Genomic DNA, 18,720 nt, shown 5'->3' on the forward strand with positions numbered 1-18,720 from the left:
GGCGCATTTCACTATTGGAGACGCTATGAGAAGTGTTCGCTTTTATCCGGAAGCCTGGCCGTTACATACGCCGTTTGTGATCTCCCGCGGAACCCGCACCGAAGCCCGCGTTGTGGCAGTTGAAATCGAAGAAAATGGTATTCGCGGCATTGGCGAATGCACGCCGTATCCGCGTTATGACGAAAGCGAAAGCTCCGTGATGGCACAAATCGCCAGCGTGATAACAGCCATTGAGCGGGGCGCCAGTCGCGAACAGCTGCAACATCTGCTGCCGGCAGGCGCTGCGAGAAACGCGCTCGACTGCGCGCTGTGGAATCTGGAATCTCAGACCCGCGGCCTGAATTTATGGCAACTGACTGCTACCGAACCCCTGGCTTCAATCAGCATGGCGCAGACTGTGAGCATTGGCACGCCGGAAGCAATGGCACAAGCCGCGCTGGCGCTGCAAAAGCAGGGCGCAACATTGCTGAAAATAAAACTCGACGATCGTCTGATCGCCGAACGTCTGGTGGCTGTTCGCGCCGCCGTTCCGAATGCTTCGTTAATTGTCGATGCCAACGAAGCCTGGCAAAGCGACGGACTCGCGGCACGTTGTCAGCTGCTAGCCGATCTGGGCATTCTGATGCTCGAACAGCCACTTCCGGCAGGTGAAGATTCCGCGCTGGAAAACTTCATCCATCCTCTGCCGATTTGTGCTGATGAAAGCTGTCATACCGTGGAGGGTTTGCCTGCCCTGAAAAATCGTTATGACATGATCAACATTAAGCTGGACAAAACGGGCGGTCTGACTGGCGCACTTCAGCTGGCGCAGGCGGCGCGTGAAACGGGATTCGATATCATGCTTGGCTGCATGTTATGCACTTCGCGCGCGATTCGAGCGGCACTTCCGCTGACCGCTGGTGCAAAATTTGTCGATCTCGATGGCCCGACCTGGCTGGCGCAGGATGTCGAACCCGCACTGAAATTTCATTGCGGCGGCATTGATATTGCCGGTTCTGCCTGAATTTTATCCCCAGATAATGCGGTTTTGTGCGCGAAGGCAAATCTGTAATGATTTCTTATAGGGGATTACGGCAGGTAATGATAAAACTCCTGAATGTTTCAGGGCGCAGCCCTTTGTCCGTTCAGGAGAATTTATGCCGCAGGGAAAATCATTTCCGCTTTTATCTTATTCCGTATGCGCTGCGCTGGTGGCGCTGACTTTCGGTCAGGCTAACGCCGCTCAGGTTCCCACCGGTACCCAACTCGCCGCAAAACAGGAAATTGTCCGTCACATTAAAGACGAACCCGCTTCGCTTGATCCTGCCAAAGTGGTGGGTTTACCTGAGGCGCAGGTCGCCCGCGATTTGTTCGAAGGGCTGGTAAATCAGGACGCAACCGGTAAAAGTATTCCGGGCGTCGCCGAAAGCTGGCAAAACCAGAACAACCAGGTCTTCCTTTTCACCCTGCGCAAAGATGCCAAATGGTCGAACGGTGATCCGGTCACGGCGCAGGATTTCGTCTACAGCTGGCAGCGTCTGGTCGATCCTAAAGGTTCCGCGACCGGTGCCTGGTTCGCTGCGCTGGCCGGAATTTCTAACGCCGATGCCATCATCGCCGGAAAAATGCCGGTGGATAAACTGGGCGTGACCGCCGTCAGCCCGACGCTTTTACGTGTCACGCTGGATAAACCCGTACCGTATTTTGTCAGCCTGCTGGCGAACTTCAGCCTGTTCCCTGTGCATAAAGCTACGGTAGAAAAGTTTGGCGATGACTGGACTAAACCGGGCAATCTGGTCGGTAACGGCGCGTATGTGCTGAAAGACCGCGTGGTGAACGAAAAACTGGTGCTGGAGCCCAATCCGCATTACTGGGATCACGCGCACACCGTGCTGACCAAAGTCACTTTCGTGCCGATCAACAAAGAATCCAACGCGACCAAGCGTTATCTGGCCAACGATATTGATATCACCGAATCCTTCCCAAAAGACCAGTACAAAAAGCTGATGCATGATTTACCGGGCCAGGTTTACACGCCATATCAGCTTGGCACTTACTATTACGCTTTCAACACGAAGCGCGCACCGACAGACGACGCGCGCGTTCGCAAGGCGCTTTCCCTGAGTATTGACCGTAAAATCATCGCGGAAAAAGTACTGGGCACAGGCGAAAAACCGGCGTGGCGTTTTACACCCGATGTCACCAGTGGTTTCAAACCGGCCGAAAGTGAGCTGCAACAGTATTCGCAGGAAGAGCTGAATGCACAGGCCAAAAGCCTGCTGGCGGCGGCAGGTTATGGCCCGTCAAAACCGTTGCATCTGACGCTGCTGTACAACACGTCTGAAAGCCATCAGAAGATTGCCATCGCCGTCGCATCAATGTGGAAAAAGACGCTGGGTGCGGACGTGAAGCTGGTGAATCAGGAATGGAAAACGTATATCGACAGCCGTAATACCGGCAATTTTGATGTCATTCGCGCTTCATGGGTCGGAGATTACAACGAAGCCTCGACGTTTCTTTCGCTGCTGACCTCCACGCACAACGGCAATATCAGCAAATTCAGCAGTGCGGATTACGACAAAGTCATTGCCGATGCCAGTCGTGAAACCAGCGAAGCACGCCGAAATGACGATTACAATAAAGCCGAGCAGATCATCGCCACAGAAGCGCCGATTGCGCCGATTTATCAGTACACCAACGGGCGCCTGATTAAACCGTGGGTGAAAGGATACCCGATCACCAATCCGGAAGACGTCGCTTACAGTCAGGAAATGTACACCCTGAAGCACTGACAGATATCCGGAGTAGCTAATATTCGGGGTTAAAGTCAGGGTAAATTTCCGTCATAAAAAGCGCCCGCTGCACATAACAGCGGGCGCTTTTATTTTATCTCACTGCTCAGCTTTTGCGGCTGATCAGACGAACCAGTAACGCGGCACCCGCGGCGACGGTCGCCAGCAGCACCACGCCTGACCAGCCGCCGGCTTCCAGCGCTTTACTGCCGAGCGCCGCGCCCGCTGACATACCGATAAACACTACGGTGAACAGCAGGGCGTTCAGTCTGCCACGTGCCGCCGGCTCAAGGCCGTAGACCAGTGTCTGATGCGCAACCAGCGTGGCCTGAATACCTAAGTCAAAACCGACAGCGCTCAGCACAATCAGCGCCAGCTGAGCGTGTGGCGACAACAGTGGCAGCAGGAACATCGCTGCGAAAGACATCATCACCAGCGCGGAACCCATCTGAGTCACACGTGCAGGGCCTTTCTTATCGGCTAACGCACCGGCCAGTGGCGCCGCTAATGCACCGGCAGCGCCCGCCAGTCCGAACGCACCGGCTACTGCGCTGCCCAGATGGAACTGTTCATTCAGCATAATCGCCAGCGTGGACCAGAAGGCACTGAATGCCACCGATAGCAAACCCTGAGCCAGTGCCGCATGGCGCAGCGTTTTGTAGTTCTTCCACAGGCCAAACATCGAATGCAACAGACCGGCATAACTGATGCGCGTATCCGGTGTGAAACGCGGCAGAACCCGCCACAGTGCCACGCCAATCAGTGCCACGCTGAGTGCCGCCAGCTGATACATCACCCGCCAGCCAAAATACTCGGCGACAAAACCGCTCAACACCCGCGAGAGCAGGATCCCGACCAGCAGACCGGTCATCACCGTACCGACGGTTTTACCGCGCTGCGCGGGTGGCGCAAGGTGCGCTGAGGCGGGGACGATATCCTGCGCCATGGTTGCGCCAATGCCGGTGACCAGACTCGCCACCAGCAGCCCGTGAATACCCGGCACAAACCCGCAAAGCAGCAGGGCGACAGCCAGTAAAATACTTTTCAGCAGGATAATCGTGCGGCGGTCATGACGGTCGCCCAGGGGAATGAGAAACAAAATGCCCAGCGCATAACCGGCCTGTGTCAGCGTCGGGATCAAACCGACTGATGTGGTGCTGGCGTTCAGATTGCCACCCATGATCCCGAGCATCGGCTGACTGTAATAAATCGAAGCGACGCTCAGTCCGGCACCGGCAGCCAGAGTAAATATGATCTTGCCGGAAAGTGCTGAGCCGCTAACGTCTGATGTACTGGTGAGTTCTGACATAACGTAATTTCCTGATGAATGAGTTTGTGAGGTGGTGCGCGCTGAAAGCATTCTTCACGGAACTGGTTATAAGTGGTAGCCTGCATAAATGTAAAACAGTTATACGTGAGGCGTATGAACACATCTATCCCGGCGACCGTCACCAGCGGCATTGATCGTATCGACCTGATGCAAACTTTTGTGCGCATTGTCGAAAGCGGCAGCCTTTCCGCCGCCGCCGTACAACTGAGCACCAGCCAGCCGACGGTCAGCCGCCGTTTGCAATCACTCGAACGCCTGCTTGGCGCGAAGCTTATTCTGCGCACCACGCACGCCATGAAACTTACCGACGACGGTGAGCGCTGCTATGAACAGGCAAAACTCGTGCTGGAGCGCTGGGCAGCGCTGGAAGATCAACTAAGCGGTGCAGGGGATGAACCGGTCGGCATTTTGCGTGTACGTGCGCCGCACGCGTTCGGACAGGATCAGCTTATCGCACCGTTAACCCGTTATTTGCAGCGTTATCCGAATCTTTCGGTGGACTGGATGCTCAACGACCGCACGCCGGATTTTATCGCTGAAGATATTGATTGTGCGATCCAGGTCGGGAATGTGCCGGATCCTTCTATGGTGGCCATCCTGCTGGCGGAAGTTCCGCGCATTGTGGTCGCGACTCCGGGATTATTGCAGCAACATCCGGTCAGACAGTTCAGTGAGCTAAAAGACTTACCCTGGATTTCCCTGAGTACTTTTTATCGTAACGACGTTACGCTGCGTCGTGATAATGACGGACATATGGAAAGTTCTCCCATCGTGCCGCGTCTGGCGACGGACAGTTTATACGCGGTGCGTAAGGCCGCGCTATCCGGACTGGGGGCGGGTATTGTCTCCGCATGGGTGGTGAAAGAAGACCTTGAAGCAGGGCGTTTGCAGCGCGTATTGCCCGGCTGGAACGCATTGCCATTGCCGGTGTATCTGGTGTATCCGTATTCCAGCTATTATCCGGCCCGGTTACGTAAATTTCTTGAAATGATGCGCAGTGTGATGCCGGAACTGGCAGAAATGCAGGCGCCGGGCGGATAGAAATATTCTGCTATATCACGAAACACTAAACCTATTAGCCTTAACACTTTTTTCCAAATCCGGTGGCATGATCTTGCAATGTTTCAGGAGAGTGAATTTCACCTGAACTGACTTTTTGAATTTCAGTCACTTAACGCTAGACTTAAAAAGATAACGCAGAAAAAGCGAGGAATGTCGTGGAAGTTATTAAGGGAAAAGAATTACAGGTTTCAGATGCGGTCTACGCCTTGCAGATGGACGGTCAGGGCGGGGTGAATAATATCAGCCCGCAGTGCGTCGCCAGCGAAGAAAAACCCTGCTGGCTGCATCTGGATTACACGCTGCCCGCCAGTGAGCAGTGGATTAATAACACGCCGGTGCTGCCCGATACCGTCCGTCAGGCGCTGGCCGGTGACAGCGTACGTCCAAAAGTAGTGCGCGTGGGCGAAGGCACGCTAATCACCTTGCGCAGCATTAATCTCAATGCGGATTCGCGTCCCGATCAGCTGGTCACTATTCGCGTTTATCTCACCGATAAAATGATCGTCTCCACCCGTCACCGTAAGGTGTTTTCGATGGAGGAAATGATTGGTGATATGAAATCCGGCAGCGGGCCTAAGAATACCGGACGCTGGCTGGTTGAGATTTGCGATGCGCTGACCGATCAGACCAGTAATTTTATCGAAGATTTGCACGATAAAATCATCGATATCGAAGATGATCTGATGGAACAGCAGGTTCCGGAGCGCGGTCAGATGGCGTTGCTGCGTAAACAACTGATCGTTTTGCGCCGTTATATGGCGCCGCAACGCGATGTGTTTTCCCGTCTTGCCAGTGAACGTCTGCCGTGGATGAATGACGATGACCGCCGTCTGATGCAGGAAATCTCCGACCGCCTGGGGCGCGGGCTGGATGATCTTGATGCCAGCATTGCGCGCACGGCGGTGTTGTCGGATGAAATCAGCTCACTGATGGCTGACTCCCTGAACCGCCGCACCTACACCATGTCTTTGCTGGCGATGGTTTTCCTGCCCGCGACATTCCTGACCGGCCTGTTTGGCGTTAACTTAGGCGGCATTCCGGGAAACACGTCACCCTTTGGTTTCGGGATTTTCTGCGCCTGTCTGGTGGCATTAGGCGGTGGCGTAGCGTTGTGGATGAAGAAAAGTCGCTGGTTATAAAGCGCTAACTGGCTGAAAAAAAGCAAAAAAAAGCCGGTCATAAGACCGGCGTCGTTCGAATTAAATTGTGCTATGCATTAATTCTAAAAATTTGGAAATAAGACAATATGGAGCACAACGCCCATCGCTTGACGTTGCATTCACCTGCGAAATAGATATTGCACCGATTCCGCGATTCTAATGTTGATTTCGCTCAATCTTTTTGAGGTTTCTCCTCTGTGAAGGGCATCATCAGGCACTTTCGCCGGATTGCGCTCACTTTGGGACAAAACAGGAGTTTGCTTTGCATACCCGGGAAATGATTCAACAGGCATATCAAAATACCAACAGTAAAACGCTGACTATATGGAATGAGCATCCGGAAACGGGCGCGGTGAGAACGGAACCTTTTTATCATCCTCACCGTCTGGCTATCACCAGCGGCAACCGCGCAGGCCCGTCGATGAGCGGATTGCTGGCGGATATCGCAGCGGCGGCGCAGGGCGATGTGTTGGCGGATGTCGCACCGGTGGAGGGTATGCATTTTACTTTCTTTGCTGTGACGCAGGCGCTGTACGACCGCCCTGAAGATGCGGAAAATGCTGGCGAACTGACTGAGATTTTCAATCAGTATTGTCGTGGACATATTATGCGTATCAGCGATTTGCGACTGATTGCATTGCCGGATCAGTTGCTGCTGGCGGGATTTCCGGATGAGGAAAGTTTGCGAGTTCGTCAGTCCTTGGTGGAACACCTTCTCAGCACGCAATGGGCGGGTAAAATACGTGAGCGGTTCCCAAATACCGAGATCCCCCAAATCTTCTGGCACAGCACGCTCATGCGATACGGTGCGCAATATTTGCCGTCGTCTTTGCGGGAATTCTTCCTGCAGAACCAGAACAAAAACTTTGGTTCACTCTGTCTGCCGGTGAAACTGGTCATGACCAACTACAACTGGACTGATACTTTTACGCTGGCCTGAAAACCTGAAGCTCTGGTCTTAAAATCTGAAAATAGAAAAGCCCGCTTTTAAGCGGGCTTACGAGATGCAAAGCGCAGACGTGGAAATTATTTAATTTCTAACACATTCAGACGTTCAACCGGCGCAACGGTTTCATCGTCCTCCGGTTGCCAGCCGACAGGCTGCATCGGAATATCTTCGCGATCAAAGGCCAGATCTCCGCCGTCAATCACTTCACCACCGTGTTTAATTCCTTTGAAATCAAAAAGATTCATGTCATTGAGATGGGAAGGCACCACGTTTTGCATCGCGCTGAACATGGTTTCGATGCGTCCCGGATATTTTTTATCCCAGTCTTTGAGCATGTCGCCGATAACCTGACGTTGCAGGTTAGGCTGCGAACCGCACAGGTTACATGGGATGATCGGGTACTCGCGCGCAATCGCGAAACGCTCGATATCTTTCTCGCGGCAGTACGCCAGCGGGCGGATCACGATGTGTTTGCCGTCATCACTCATCAGTTTTGGTGGCATGCCTTTCAGCTTGCCGCCATAGAACATATTGAGGAACAGGGTTTGCAGAATGTCATCGCGGTGATGGCCGAGTGCAATTTTGGTACAGCCCAGTTCGGTGGCGGTGCGGTACAAAATCCCGCGACGCAGACGTGAGCACAGAGAACAAGTCGTTTTGCCTTCCGGAATTTTATCTTTAACGATGGAATAGGTGTCTTCAGTGACAATCTTGTATTCCACGCCCAGCGTTTCCAGATATTCCGGCAGGATGTGCGCCGGGAAGCCTGGCTGCTTCTGATCCAGATTAACCGCGATAAGTGAGAAGTTCACCGGTGCGCTTTGTTGCAGATTGCGCAAGATTTCCAGCATGGTATAGCTATCCTTCCCGCCGGAAAGACATACCATAATGCGGTCACCTTCTTCGATCATGCCGAAATCGGCGATCGCTTTCCCCACGTCACGGCGCAGGCGCTTCTGTAATTTGTTCAGATTGTACTGAGCTTTTTTATCAACTGATTGAATTTCTGACATTAATAATAACTCTGACTCAAAAAGGGGCACCAGAAGGGGCTGGCCGACATAGCGCGAGTTCAGCATTTTACATTTCTGTCTGCCCGCTGCTCATGTCTTCCGCCCGGACGGCGTTGTGGCGCGTATGATACGGATTACGCCGCCGAATGTCAGCGCGTTTTATAGCTGTCCCTCGTCTAAGCTGATTGCGAAAAGGAGCAGCAAAAGAAAGGCAAAATATTTGCCGGTCAAATAAAGTGAGATTTACAAATCTTCCCCATCCTTAAAATTGCTAGCTTTGAAGGGCTTTGCCGCCAATTTTACCCTGAAACATAAGGTAAAATGATCTGTTCGGATATTTCCATACACAAAATTTCTGCTACCCTGATGGTCTTAACCAGATCCTTTTGGAACAGCCCGATGCTTTTAACCCTCGTTTACCGCAGCCACATTAGTGAACATGTACAGTCTGGTTCACTGGTCGAAATGGTGTCGCAAGCCAAAGTAAACAACGAACTTTTAGGCATTACCGGGATCCTGCTTTTTGACGGGATGCACTTCTTCCAGCTGCTGGAAGGGGCGGAAGAGGCAGTGGATGCCCTTTACAGTGAGATTTGTAAAGATCAGCGGCATCACAACGTGGTGGTTCTGATGCGCGACTATGCGCAGTCACGCCGTTTCGGCAATGTCGGTATGGAGCTTTTTGACCTCAGACATCATCACGAAGATGAGGTGCTTCAGGCAGTGCTTGATAAAGGAACGTCTAAATATCAGCTCACTTACGAAGACAGGGCGCTGCAATTTTTATGTACCTTTGTGCAGGCTCGTGAGAAGGAAAATTATCTCGAAATCCTTCCGGCGGATTCCTGGTCTTTCATCGCTGATGAGTCCCTGAAACCAGAAGTAGAATTTATCTTTCCTGAAATGCAGGACTACAATTTTGCATTCCAGCCGATAGTCGATCCGCTGAGTCGCGAGATAATCTCTTATGAAGCGACAATACGCGGGCCGGAAGGCGGTTCAGCGATGGAGTATTACTCCCGGCTGTCCGGAACAACAATCTACGAGGCAGATCTCAAATCCAAAAAGCTGGCTTTTGCTATGGCGCAGAAAATGGGGATCAGCGACAAAACGCTTTCTATCAAGCTTTTGCCTATGACACTGGTGATGGTGCCAGATGCTGTGGAGTCTCTGGTTAATGACATCACCGCGAGTGGCCTGGTTCCTGAACAGATTGTGGTGGCCATCACCGAGAACGGCGTCATTACCCGTGAAGACAAGTTTTCTAACGCGATGAAACAGCTGAAAGCTTCAGGAATGCGTCTGGCAATTGACGATTTCGGGGCAGGTTCCGCCGGATTGCTGCTGCTGACTCAATGCCAGCCAGACAAAATTATGATTGATCGCAATATGATTTGTGACATCCATACCAGTGGACCTAAACAGGCCGTCGTTCAGGCAATTATCAGATTCTGCTCTTCGTTAGAAGTCTCAGTCATCGCAACAGGTGTTGAAAAACCAGAAGAGTGGATGTGGCTGGATGCGGCAGGAGTGTGTAATTTCCAGGGCGAATTGTTTGCTGAGCCAAGACTGAAGGGGACGCCGGTAATTACCTGGCCGGAAGTCACCTATGAATACCAGTCGGGCAATCAGGCTCTCTGAGAACTTGTCAGCAGCGCATAAGTTATAAATGAATGAGCCCGGCAAATGATATTTGCCGGGCTCATTTCATAATACGTTGCTGTTAATTTATAAAATATCATCATCAGGTGTGCGGTAGACGACATATTCAAGTGCTTCCAGGTAGACATCCTGCTTACCTGCATCACTTTCCTGCTCAATCTTCTGAATCAGACAAAGAATAATATCTTTATGAGTAACTACTTCTTTTTGTTTTTTTAAGTTTTGATAAAGACGGATGACCGTTTCGTTTTCAACCAAAAGTTCAGGGTCTTCTGCCAGAATATAATCAGCCAATGTTACATGAGTATAAGACACATCTTGCATTTTAATACCCTCCGCGTTTGTTCTTCAGAACCTGTTATTTGAAAGATTCCGCGCCCGTCTGTGACTACTAAGACTGAGCGCGAAGCGAATAATAGAGTAGACCCTTGTTAAGGAATCAGAACCCGGCATCATCGGGCGTCATGCCCACGACCATTTCCAGTGCGCCGCGCAGAATATCCAGTTGCACAACATCTGATGTGGTTTCAAGCTGATTGATCAGATGCATGATGATGGCTTTATGGGTCACCGTACCTTTCTTCGCCAGAATCAGACGAATTGCGGCACCCAGAACTTCGGCTTCACTGGAGTAGAGTTCGCTCACGTTAGAAAATTGTTGAAAAATCCCTGTTTGATTGACTGCGTCTGTCATCGACTGAGATGAGTTTGATACCATCGAGTCGTTGTGGCTCACGGCACACTCGTTTGATGTATCAATGTTTTTTCTGGTCATCGGACGGCCCTTCAGTATTGAAAAAGTGTCGTACATTGTCGACGTCCCGTACTTCATAACTGACACGCGCACGCTTATCAGCCTGATCGTGGCGCATCTCATTTATGATCTGCTCCAGGGCGCTTTTTCGAGTTAAGTTCTCAGCATTTACAGCCATAAACTGTAACTGCTTAATGAGTCTGTCGATTGAAATTGGACTTTTAGATTTAAGTAAGGATATTACTGCCTCACCAATCAGCTTGTCCGTTAACTTTTCTTCATTACTTCTATACATATTATCAGCCTCTGAATATACGCTGACCAAAGGTCTTGGGCAGATTAGCTTCAGGTTCAGAGTTATTACTTCAAACCACCAGGAACAACAACATCGGGAATAAAGTATTGGTAGGCTATGAATTAATCAAGCCCGCATAATATGTCAAACCGAAATTCTATGAAGCCAATCTTTACTTAAATCTCAACAAATCATGAGTCACGCTCAAGAACCAGACGGATTAGCTTCATATAGTGCTTTTCCTCTTCTTCGCTGCCAGCGGATTCAACACGATTCAACAGTTTTGAACACAACGCCTTGCGATTAAGGTTCTTGCCTGCTTCCAGAATTTCAACCACAACGCGTCCCATTGTTTCCTCTTTAGAAAAACCCTGACCATATAAAGAAGGGGAGGTCTCCGGAGACAATCCATCGTGCTTGTTCTGACGCATGACATATCCTCTTGTTAATGTGTGCGTAGTTAATGATTACTTGTGTGACTATAAAGTTATACAAGATGCACAAAGTTGTACAGGTATTTTTAGGAATAATGGATACTAATGCAGAATATTCTTAAGCGGTTTTTAGCTGAATCGGGACAGTTGTCAGTCATCAGAGGGGGGAATGGGTACTCATCCGTAAACAACAACTCAGAAAGCATTATGGTAAAGGTTGGGTAAAAAAGGGCAACTTTTTCCTGACTCTGCCGTTAAACAATGTGTGTCTTTTTTTGGGTGTTGAAGGGAGTGGCGGTGGAAAATTCAAAAATGGCCTTTGAGGAAGCCTGCCGTATGGTGGGTGAGTGCTGTCTGATGTTTGCGCAAAACGGCCAGGAAATTAGCCGTGAGCGACTGGCATTATGGCTGGGTCGCGCTCAGGAAGAGGCGGTTGATGCCATTGGCGAGCCTAATGATGCGCTGCAACTGGCCATCGAGCGCCTTAAAGGTCGCTGATAAAACAGTCAAAAAACTTCCGTTTGTCCTATTTTTCAAGGCCTCCCGAAAGAGTGACTATACTTACTAAGCTAATTGTTAAGTCAGAACCCTTTCAGGAGGAAATGTATGAAGAGGAATAACCTAATCGCCGCATCGCTGGCCGCCGTTTCAATTTTGTTTGTGGCGGGCTGTGCATCGAACCAGGCTATTAAAACGACGGACGGAAAAACCATCGTGACGGACGGAAAACCTCAGGTAGATGACGATACAGGTCTGGTGTCCTATACCAATGCGGAAACCGGTAAGACCGAGCAGATTAATCGCGATCAGGTTAAAAACATGAGCGAACTGGATAACTGATTTATCCGGAAACGTATAACGAAAGGAGAAGATCATGAAGATCATGAATAGGACATTACTTTTACCCTTAGCAGCTGTGTTATGTGTCGCTGCGCTGTCGGGCTGTACACGCACAAGTTATGCCATCCAGACGAATGATGCGCGAACCATCATCAGTGACGGCAAACCAAAAGAAGCCGATTCCGGCTTGCTGGAATACACCGATGCAAACGGTGTGAAACAGCAGATCAGCAAAACTGAAGTGAAACAGGTAACAGAACTTCCGAAGTAAATCCGGTGCTCTCTTTTTTGTCTGACATTAAAACCCGCTGATAAAGCGGGTTTTTTATGATCGGTATCGCGGGCAGAAACGGTGATTTATGGTACTTTCTGGCTCGATGATAAACCGGAACTAAGGAAAGTCACTGTGCGCCAGAGAACCATCGTCTGTCCGTTGATAGAACATGAAGGAACGTATCTGCTGTGCAAAATGCCATCCGGCCGTGGTGTGTTTCCCGGTCAGTGGGCGTTGTCAGGGGGAGGCGTTGAAACGGGAGAAACCATAGAACAGGCCTTGCTGCGCGAAGTGCGGGAAGAGCTCGGTGAAGCGCTGGAACTGACGCATATCACACCCTGGACGTTCCGCGATGACATTCGCATCAAAACCTATCCGGATGGACGGAAAGAGGAAATCTATATGATTTACCTGATCTTCCATTGTCATGCGAAGAATACTGCCATTACCCTGAACGATGAATTTGAAGCTTTTGCGTGGGTACGCCAGGAAGACTTAGGCCGATATGATCTGAACGACGCCACGCGCATTACGTTAAAACAGCGCGGACTGCTTTAAATCACGTTGTGAGTAAAAATGCAGGAGTTCCGGGGGAAATCCTGCATTTGTATTTTTGACCCGATAACCCTATCTCTGTGACGTCGCCACATTCCTCTTCAATGCTTTTTCAGCCTGTGCCGCTTTCATTCCTTTCTCTGCGCTGCGATGTAAAATCCAGCCGAAAAGCAGAATGGACAGGGCGCACAACAGGAATAAAATACGTCCCCACAGCGGATTCGGCACCAGCACCATCAGCAGTAAACCCGCACCCATGTACATCGAAATGCGGCCGATTTTATCGCGCTGTAACCGGTCAAACTCATCCTGTTCGTGGTCGGCATAGACCGTCGTTTCCATATCAGTGAAGAATTGCTGACGCTGGGTATTTCTCGCCGAGGCGTTCTCGCGATAAAATAGCGTCGTCAGGCAGAAGAAGCCGCCTGTAAACACCAGATGGGCAAAAATGTTCCACATGATGGCGACGTCCAGCAGTTCGCGTTTGGTCAGTGTGATGCCCAGCAGACGGGCGACGTCCGGCGCGGTGAACAGGTTCGCGACCACGTAAGACACGCATAAACCAAACAACACGGTGACCCACGCCGCCCAGTCAGGCGTTTTACGGATAAAAACGCCGAGGAACAGGGGCACGACAATGGGTGCCTGCATCAGCGTGCCGACTTTCATCATCAGGTCGAACAGGCTGACGGTCTGCATGGTGTGCATGTATTGCGCCACTAAAATGACCAGCACGCCATTCACCACGCAGGCAATCTGACCCACGCGCAGCTGGTATTTATCGCTGCGCTCGCTGTTACGGTTAATGATTGGCGTCCAGAAGCTGCGCACGAAAATCCCCGAGTTGCGGTTCAGCGCGCAGTCCATCGAAGACATTGTTGCGGCGAACAAGCCGGCCATCAGCAGACCGACGGTGCCCACTGGCATCGCGCGTTCAGCGAAAATCAGATACACCGCATCGGTGGCGTTTTTGCCCAGTTCCGGATGTGCCGTAGCCGCGTCAGGATAAAGGATCGCCACCGCCCACGGCGGGATGAACCAGATAATCGTGCCCACCAGCATCAGTACCAGCGCAAACAGCGCTGCTTTTTTGGCATTAAAGCTGTCTTTGGCATTCAGGAAACGGTAGGAATCTTGCAGGTTATTGATGCTCTGCACGTTCTTGATAAAGAAGAACAGGAAGCAGGCTACCAGCAGTGAAATATAATGCGGGCCGACATCCGGACCGGTAAAGAAGCCGGAAGGGAATTCTGTCACCAGCTTCACCGGGCCACCGACTTTAAACAACGCCACCACCGCGCAGGCAATGGAGATAATCGCCACTACCAGCGTCTGCACAAAGTCACTCGCCACCACGCCCCATGCGCCGCTCAGCAGCGAAATCACCAGCACCACGATGCCCGTCACCCATAACGTCAGTGTAATGTCATGCTGGAATACTGCACTGGCAAACACGGCCAGACTGTTCAGCCACACGCCCGCACTGAGGATACTCAGCGGGATAATCATCCAGGTGAAAAATTGTTCGTTACCTTTGCCAAAGCGATGGTTAATCGCCTCTGTGGCAGTATCAACCCGTAACTGACGCAAGCGGGCGGCAAACCACCACCAGGCGACCAGATAGCCGAACACGTTACCGGCGAACACGCTGACGACATTGAACCCGTAGCGGTAAGCCTGTCCGGCCGCACCGGTAAACGTCCAGGCGCTGAACTGGATCATAAAGGCGGTCGCGCCGACCATCCACCAGAGCATTCGCCCGCCGCCGCGAAAATAGTGGCTGGACGAGCCGGATGCCATCTTTTTGAACGCATAACTGATGGCAATCATTAAGACGAAGTAACCGATCATGACCAGAACGTTGATATCCATTGTCGTGACTCTCTCGTTTGTAGGGTGAGATGTTTTTGGTTATGTATTGAGCAAGCGTAGAAGAGGTAAATGAAATTAAAAGTCGGACAAATAAGAAATGCTTAGTTTGTTATCAAATTGTGATTCCGGTCACTTGTCAGGCGTAATGTGGATATTTAAGTCAATTCTGACTGGCGAAACTGAACGTTCATTGCTTTATTAGTATGACTAAAGCGTGAGATCTCATCGGGGCAATGGCGCGGAGCCGGGAGAAAACATGAAGTTAATGCAGGGCAAAAAGGTGAAAAGAACCGTGAACAGAATCACGACCGGCGCAACGCTGCTGCTGGGGCTGATGACGGGTTCTGCGGGCGTACTGGCCGCTGAACCGGCGTTTCTGAATCCGGCGCAGATGGCCGTTGTCCGCCAGCAACTGCGTGACCACAATGCCGCGCCACAAACCACCGACGCGTATCAGCATCTGCTGGCGGCGGCGGATTCCGCGCTGAAAAAGCCTGAACTGAGCGTGACCGACAAAGGTATGACGCCGCCGGGCGGTTCGAAACATGATTATCTCAGCCTGAGCGCGTACTGGTGGCCGGATGACAGCAAACCCGATGGCCTGCCGTGGATCCGTAAAGACGGTCATGTGAATCCCGCCAGCAAAAATGATCAGAGTGATGGCGTGCGGCTGGCTGATTTTACCGCCCGGGTGCAGAACCTGACGCTGGCCTGGTATTTTTCCGGCGAACAGAAATACGCGGATAAAGCCGCCAGCCTGCTGCGCACCTGGTTTATCACCCCACAAACGCGAATGAACCCGAATCTGAATTACGCGCAGGGCGTGCCGGGTATCTCGCCCGGGCGCAATGCCGGAGTGCTGGATGGCCGCTATTTCTCCACCCGGATTGTGGATTCTCTGGTTCTGTTACGGGGTAATCCGGCGTGGACCGGCAACGACGAACAGCAAATGCGCGCGTGGATGCAGGATTATCTGACGTGGTTGCAGGGCAGCAAAATCGCTAAAAAGGAAGGACGCACGGAGAACAATCACGGTAACTGGTATGTGACGCAGGTTTCCGGTATTGCGTGGTATCTGGGCGATAAAGCGGTGATTGGCGAGATGGCGAAGCTGATGAAAAGTAAGCTGGATGTGCAGCTGAAACCCGATGGCACGCAGCCCGCTGAACTGGCGCGGACGCGATCGTTTCATTACAGCTATTTCAATTTGCAGGCGATCAGCATGATGGCGGTGCTGGCGCAGAAAAATGGTATCGACCTGTGGCATTACCGCACGTCGCAGGGGGGCAGTGTGCTCAAATCGCTGGATTTCATGGCGCGCTTTACCGATCCGGCGCTGCCTTGGCCGTACAAATCACTTGATCAGATCCGCGTTCGTCCGGTGCCGTTACTTTCCTGGGCGGATAATGCCACCGGTGAAAAACGCTACGAGCAGCAAATTCGCAGCGCAACATTCACTCTGCCGCGAGCGGTGAAACCCGCTTCCGGCGGCTATCACGAAGACGTTACCCGCGGTGCAGTCATGGAAGCTGAAAGAGAAACCTGGCTGCTTTCACTGCCTTCCTTTGCGACGGGGTACGTCGCGCCACAGGCGCCGGAGGATAAAAAATGAATGACTGGCAGCCGTTGCTGATAAGCGTCAGTGAAGCGGAGAAACTGCGTGAACAGATTAACGCGGATTCCCCTTTGGGCGCGGCGCTGCGTGCGCACATCGTCACACTGGAACAAATGCTCGCGCAACCGCTGAATATTCCCGGTCACGGCGAAGCGGGCGGGCCTGAGCATACGCAGCACAAACAAAACTACCAGGCGATCAATCTGGCCGGGCGTTTATATCTGATTACCGGTGAGCCGCGTTACCTGGATTATGCGCTGGCGCTGCTGAACGGTTATGCCGCGATTTATCCGTCGCTGGGCAGTGCCATCAGCAAAGACAGTAATTCGCCAGGCCGTTTATTCCATCAGACGCTGAATGAAAACATGTTCTGGCTGTACGCCGTCGAAGGCTATCACTGCCTGGTCCCGGCGCTCAGCGAGGCTCAGCGGGAAAATATTGAAACAAACTTGTTTCAGGTGATGGCGGATGACGCGCTGAACCGGCATACCAAAGATTTCGATATCGTGCACAACCACGGCATCTGGTCGGTGGCGGCGGCGGCAATCAGCGGTTACGTGCTGGGCGATTCAGTGCTGGTGGAAAAGGCGCTATACGGACTGCAAGGCGACAGTGAAAGTGGCGGTTTTTTTGCCCAGCTGAACCAGCTTTTCTCGCCGGACGGATATTACATCGAAGGCCCGTATTATCACCGTTTTGCGCTGCGCCCGCTGCTGTTGCTGAGTGAGACCATCGAACGTCGCCAGCCGGAACTGGAGATTTATACGTTCCGCGGGCAGATCATCAGGAAAACTTGTGAAGCCCTGATGCAGACCGCTTTCCCCGACGGAACCTGGCCTGCGCTGAATGATTCCTCGAAAACCATCAATATCCGTGATGATGGCGCGGTGATCGCCGCCAGCGTCTGTTATTCCCGTTACGGCCACAATCTGCAGTGGATTGCCGTCGCCCAACAACAGCACACCGTTTGGGTCAGCGCCGCCGCGCTGGAATTATCCGCCGCGTTGCAGCAATCGCCCGCGCGGCCTGTGAAGTGGGGCAGCGTCCAGTTGCGTGATGGCCCCGAAGGGACGCAGGGCGGCATCGGAATTTTGCGGAGCAATACAGAAAATCAGGATATGGCGCTGATGTGGTACGGCCAGCACGGCAGTATTCCGCGCCTGCATTCGGCACTCAATCACGGACACTTTGACGGCCTGCATCTTAGCCTGTTCAGCCGCGGACGTGAGTTCCTGCGTGATTACGGTTTTGGCCGCTGGGTAAACGTCGAGCCGAAATTCGGCGGACGATACATCCCTGAAAATAACAGCTACTGCAAACAAACCGTCGCGCACAATACAGTGGTGGTGGACGGGCAAAGCCAGAATCATGGAGACAGCCTTGAGGCTGAAAAACGCTGGGGCGAACTGCATTTCTTCGTGACGGATAATCCGGAAAAACAGGGTATGAGCGCCCGGCTGAAAAACTACACGCCGGGAGTCGACCAGCAACGGACGGTGCTGATGCTCAGCCTGCCGGAACTTTCATCACCGCTGATGGTGGACGTTTTCCGCCTGACCAGCGCACAGCCACATCGTTACGATTATTCGCTGCATCATCTCGGTCAGTTTGTCCGTACAGACGCTGCCCTGGAGGTGCCCGGCGAGCTGAAACCCCTGGGCAAAGATCACGGTTATCAGCACTTATGGGATTGCGGGCGCGCTGAAATCGCCGCGGGGGATTCGGCACTGTTCAGCTGGCTCGATGGCGACAGTTACCGCACGCTGGTCAGCGCTTTCCCTGAAGGCGGCGAACTGATTGTCGCCCGTACCGGTGCGAACGACCCACATTTCAACCTGCGCTGCGAACCGGCATTACTGCTGCGTACTCACGGCACGAATGCCATTTTTGCCAGCGTATTTGAAACCCACGGTTTTTTCGACGAAGCCACCGAAACGTCTGTTGATGCGCGCGGTAAGGCCGAACGCATTATCGTGGTGAGCCATGACGATGAGCAAACCGAACTGAATATTTTCTTTGCCAATAATCGCACATTGAACGTTTGCATCAGTAACCGTGCCGCACCGGCAGCGGAAGACGCGTTCAGCGTGGCGTGGCAATCCGTCTCACCTCTGAACATCCCTGAATCATAAAG

19 protein-coding genes are annotated in these 18,720 nt (G+C 52.1%); 12 read left to right on the forward strand and 7 right to left on the reverse strand.

Annotation, left to right across the window (positions count from 1 at the left end; genetic code table 11):
* Positions 1-25: 25 nt before the first annotated feature.
* Both ycjG and CKQ54_RS13975 read left to right on the forward strand, forming a co-directional pair.
* Positions 26-1,003, forward strand: a complete 978-nt coding sequence (gene ycjG, locus CKQ54_RS13970) for an L-Ala-D/L-Glu epimerase (protein ID WP_112288480.1) — start codon at positions 26-28, stop codon at positions 1,001-1,003.
* A 133-nt stretch (positions 1,004-1,136) separates the two neighbouring features.
* Positions 1,137-2,771, forward strand: a complete 1,635-nt coding sequence (locus CKQ54_RS13975) for an ABC transporter substrate-binding protein (protein WP_120162863.1) — start codon at positions 1,137-1,139, stop codon at positions 2,769-2,771.
* Positions 2,772-2,877: 106 nt separating this feature from the next.
* Here the strand turns inward: CKQ54_RS13975 and CKQ54_RS13980 are convergent, their stop codons facing one another.
* A complete protein-coding gene (locus tag CKQ54_RS13980) occupies positions 2,878-4,080 on the reverse strand; it encodes an MFS transporter (protein WP_120162864.1) in 1,203 nt (400 codons plus the stop codon).
* A gap of 114 nt (positions 4,081-4,194) precedes the next feature.
* Between CKQ54_RS13980 and CKQ54_RS13985 the strand changes: the two genes are divergently transcribed.
* From CKQ54_RS13985 to CKQ54_RS13995, 3 genes are all read left to right on the forward strand, one after another.
* Complete coding sequence (locus CKQ54_RS13985) at positions 4,195-5,142, forward strand: LysR family transcriptional regulator (RefSeq protein WP_120162865.1); 948 nt, start codon at positions 4,195-4,197, stop codon at positions 5,140-5,142.
* 176 nt (positions 5,143-5,318) lie between these two features.
* A complete protein-coding gene (zntB, locus tag CKQ54_RS13990) occupies positions 5,319-6,302 on the forward strand; it encodes a zinc transporter ZntB (RefSeq protein ID WP_120162866.1) in 984 nt (327 codons plus the stop codon).
* Positions 6,303-6,600: 298 nt separating this feature from the next.
* Complete coding sequence (locus CKQ54_RS13995; protein WP_244220213.1) at positions 6,601-7,263, forward strand: hypothetical protein; 663 nt, start codon at positions 6,601-6,603, stop codon at positions 7,261-7,263.
* Positions 7,264-7,349: 86 nt separating this feature from the next.
* Here CKQ54_RS13995 and ttcA read toward each other — a convergent pair whose 3' ends face one another.
* Complete coding sequence (ttcA, locus tag CKQ54_RS14000) at positions 7,350-8,285, reverse strand: tRNA 2-thiocytidine(32) synthetase TtcA (protein WP_120162891.1); 936 nt, start codon at positions 8,283-8,285, stop codon at positions 7,350-7,352.
* A 399-nt stretch (positions 8,286-8,684) separates the two neighbouring features.
* Here ttcA and CKQ54_RS14005 point away from each other — a divergent pair, with 399 nt between their 5' ends.
* Complete coding sequence (locus CKQ54_RS14005) at positions 8,685-9,926, forward strand: diguanylate phosphodiesterase (protein WP_120162892.1); 1,242 nt, start codon at positions 8,685-8,687, stop codon at positions 9,924-9,926.
* An 87-nt stretch (positions 9,927-10,013) separates the two neighbouring features.
* On the opposite strand, the gene CKQ54_RS14010 is transcribed toward CKQ54_RS14005, so the two are convergent.
* From CKQ54_RS14010 to ycgZ, 4 genes are all read right to left on the reverse strand, one after another.
* Positions 10,014-10,271, reverse strand: coding sequence for a biofilm development regulator YmgB/AriR family protein (locus tag CKQ54_RS14010; RefSeq protein WP_112290109.1), 258 nt, complete (start codon positions 10,269-10,271; stop codon positions 10,014-10,016).
* 115 nt (positions 10,272-10,386) lie between these two features.
* On the reverse strand, positions 10,387-10,722 hold the full coding sequence (locus CKQ54_RS14015) for a biofilm/acid-resistance regulator YmgB/AriR (protein ID WP_341868547.1): 336 nt from the start codon (positions 10,720-10,722) through the stop codon (positions 10,387-10,389).
* Entirely contained in the window at positions 10,703-10,996 is a 294-nt protein-coding gene (locus tag CKQ54_RS14020; protein WP_112290113.1) for a hypothetical protein, read from the reverse strand. The genes CKQ54_RS14015 and CKQ54_RS14020 overlap by 20 nt, the downstream gene beginning before the upstream one ends.
* Before the next feature lie 191 nt (positions 10,997-11,187).
* Positions 11,188-11,427, reverse strand: a complete 240-nt coding sequence (ycgZ, locus tag CKQ54_RS14025; RefSeq protein ID WP_120162869.1) for a regulatory protein YcgZ — start codon at positions 11,425-11,427, stop codon at positions 11,188-11,190.
* A 300-nt stretch (positions 11,428-11,727) separates the two neighbouring features.
* Here ycgZ and CKQ54_RS14030 point away from each other — a divergent pair, with 300 nt between their 5' ends.
* The 4 genes from CKQ54_RS14030 (at position 11,728) to nudI (ending at position 13,102) form a co-directional block, all read left to right on the forward strand.
* On the forward strand, positions 11,728-11,928 hold the full coding sequence (locus tag CKQ54_RS14030) for a hypothetical protein (protein WP_232829945.1): 201 nt from the start codon (positions 11,728-11,730) through the stop codon (positions 11,926-11,928).
* A 108-nt stretch (positions 11,929-12,036) separates the two neighbouring features.
* Positions 12,037-12,270, forward strand: coding sequence for a YgdI/YgdR family lipoprotein (locus tag CKQ54_RS14035; RefSeq protein WP_120162870.1), 234 nt, complete (start codon positions 12,037-12,039; stop codon positions 12,268-12,270).
* A gap of 43 nt (positions 12,271-12,313) precedes the next feature.
* Positions 12,314-12,541: a YgdI/YgdR family lipoprotein gene (locus CKQ54_RS14040; protein ID WP_112290154.1), complete on the forward strand. Its 228-nt coding sequence runs from the start codon at positions 12,314-12,316 to the stop codon at positions 12,539-12,541.
* Between the two features lie 135 nt (positions 12,542-12,676).
* On the forward strand, positions 12,677-13,102 hold the full coding sequence (nudI, locus tag CKQ54_RS14045) for a nucleoside triphosphatase NudI (RefSeq protein WP_120162871.1): 426 nt from the start codon (positions 12,677-12,679) through the stop codon (positions 13,100-13,102).
* Between the two features lie 69 nt (positions 13,103-13,171).
* Here the strand turns inward: nudI and CKQ54_RS14050 are convergent, their stop codons facing one another.
* On the reverse strand, positions 13,172-14,971 hold the full coding sequence (locus CKQ54_RS14050; RefSeq protein WP_120162872.1) for a sodium:solute symporter family transporter: 1,800 nt from the start codon (positions 14,969-14,971) through the stop codon (positions 13,172-13,174).
* A gap of 334 nt (positions 14,972-15,305) precedes the next feature.
* Between CKQ54_RS14050 and CKQ54_RS14055 the strand changes: the two genes are divergently transcribed.
* Together CKQ54_RS14055 and CKQ54_RS14060 are read left to right on the forward strand one after the other, a co-directional pair.
* Complete coding sequence (locus CKQ54_RS14055) at positions 15,306-16,583, forward strand: alginate lyase family protein (protein WP_244220265.1); 1,278 nt, start codon at positions 15,306-15,308, stop codon at positions 16,581-16,583.
* Positions 16,580-18,718 carry a heparinase II/III domain-containing protein gene (locus CKQ54_RS14060; RefSeq protein WP_120162873.1) on the forward strand — a complete coding sequence of 713 codons (2,139 nt, stop codon included), beginning with the start codon at positions 16,580-16,582 and terminating at the stop codon, positions 18,716-18,718. The genes CKQ54_RS14055 and CKQ54_RS14060 overlap by 4 nt, the downstream gene beginning before the upstream one ends.
* Positions 18,719-18,720 lie beyond the last annotated feature (2 nt).

The organism is Rahnella variigena, assembly GCF_003610915.1.
GTDB classification, from domain to species: domain Bacteria; phylum Pseudomonadota; class Gammaproteobacteria; order Enterobacterales; family Enterobacteriaceae; genus Rahnella; species Rahnella variigena.

Excerpts from the sequence above, each read along its gene's own strand:
- ycjG (WP_112288480.1), top strand. The coding sequence starts at position 26 with ATGAGAAGTGTTCGCTTTTATCCGGAAGCCTGGCCGTTACATACGCCG.
- CKQ54_RS13975 (WP_120162863.1), top strand. The coding sequence starts at position 1,137 with ATGCCGCAGGGAAAATCATTTCCGCTTTTATCTTATTCCGTATGCGCT.
- CKQ54_RS13980 (WP_120162864.1), bottom strand. The coding sequence starts at position 4,080 with ATGTCAGAACTCACCAGTACATCAGACGTTAGCGGCTCAGCACTTTCC.
- CKQ54_RS13985 (WP_120162865.1), top strand. The coding sequence starts at position 4,195 with ATGAACACATCTATCCCGGCGACCGTCACCAGCGGCATTGATCGTATC.
- CKQ54_RS13995 (WP_244220213.1), top strand. The coding sequence starts at position 6,601 with ATGATTCAACAGGCATATCAAAATACCAACAGTAAAACGCTGACTATA.
- ttcA (WP_120162891.1), bottom strand. The coding sequence starts at position 8,285 with ATGTCAGAAATTCAATCAGTTGATAAAAAAGCTCAGTACAATCTGAAC.
- CKQ54_RS14005 (WP_120162892.1), top strand. The coding sequence starts at position 8,685 with ATGCTTTTAACCCTCGTTTACCGCAGCCACATTAGTGAACATGTACAG.
- CKQ54_RS14010 (WP_112290109.1), bottom strand. The coding sequence starts at position 10,271 with ATGCAAGATGTGTCTTATACTCATGTAACATTGGCTGATTATATTCTG.
- CKQ54_RS14015 (WP_341868547.1), bottom strand. The coding sequence starts at position 10,722 with ATGACCAGAAAAAACATTGATACATCAAACGAGTGTGCCGTGAGCCAC.
- CKQ54_RS14020 (WP_112290113.1), bottom strand. The coding sequence starts at position 10,996 with ATGTATAGAAGTAATGAAGAAAAGTTAACGGACAAGCTGATTGGTGAG.
- ycgZ (WP_120162869.1), bottom strand. The coding sequence starts at position 11,427 with ATGCGTCAGAACAAGCACGATGGATTGTCTCCGGAGACCTCCCCTTCT.
- CKQ54_RS14035 (WP_120162870.1), top strand. The coding sequence starts at position 12,037 with ATGAAGAGGAATAACCTAATCGCCGCATCGCTGGCCGCCGTTTCAATT.
- CKQ54_RS14040 (WP_112290154.1), top strand. The coding sequence starts at position 12,314 with ATGAATAGGACATTACTTTTACCCTTAGCAGCTGTGTTATGTGTCGCT.
- CKQ54_RS14050 (WP_120162872.1), bottom strand. The coding sequence starts at position 14,971 with ATGGATATCAACGTTCTGGTCATGATCGGTTACTTCGTCTTAATGATT.
- CKQ54_RS14055 (WP_244220265.1), top strand. The coding sequence starts at position 15,306 with ATGACGGGTTCTGCGGGCGTACTGGCCGCTGAACCGGCGTTTCTGAAT.
- CKQ54_RS14060 (WP_120162873.1), top strand. The coding sequence starts at position 16,580 with ATGAATGACTGGCAGCCGTTGCTGATAAGCGTCAGTGAAGCGGAGAAA.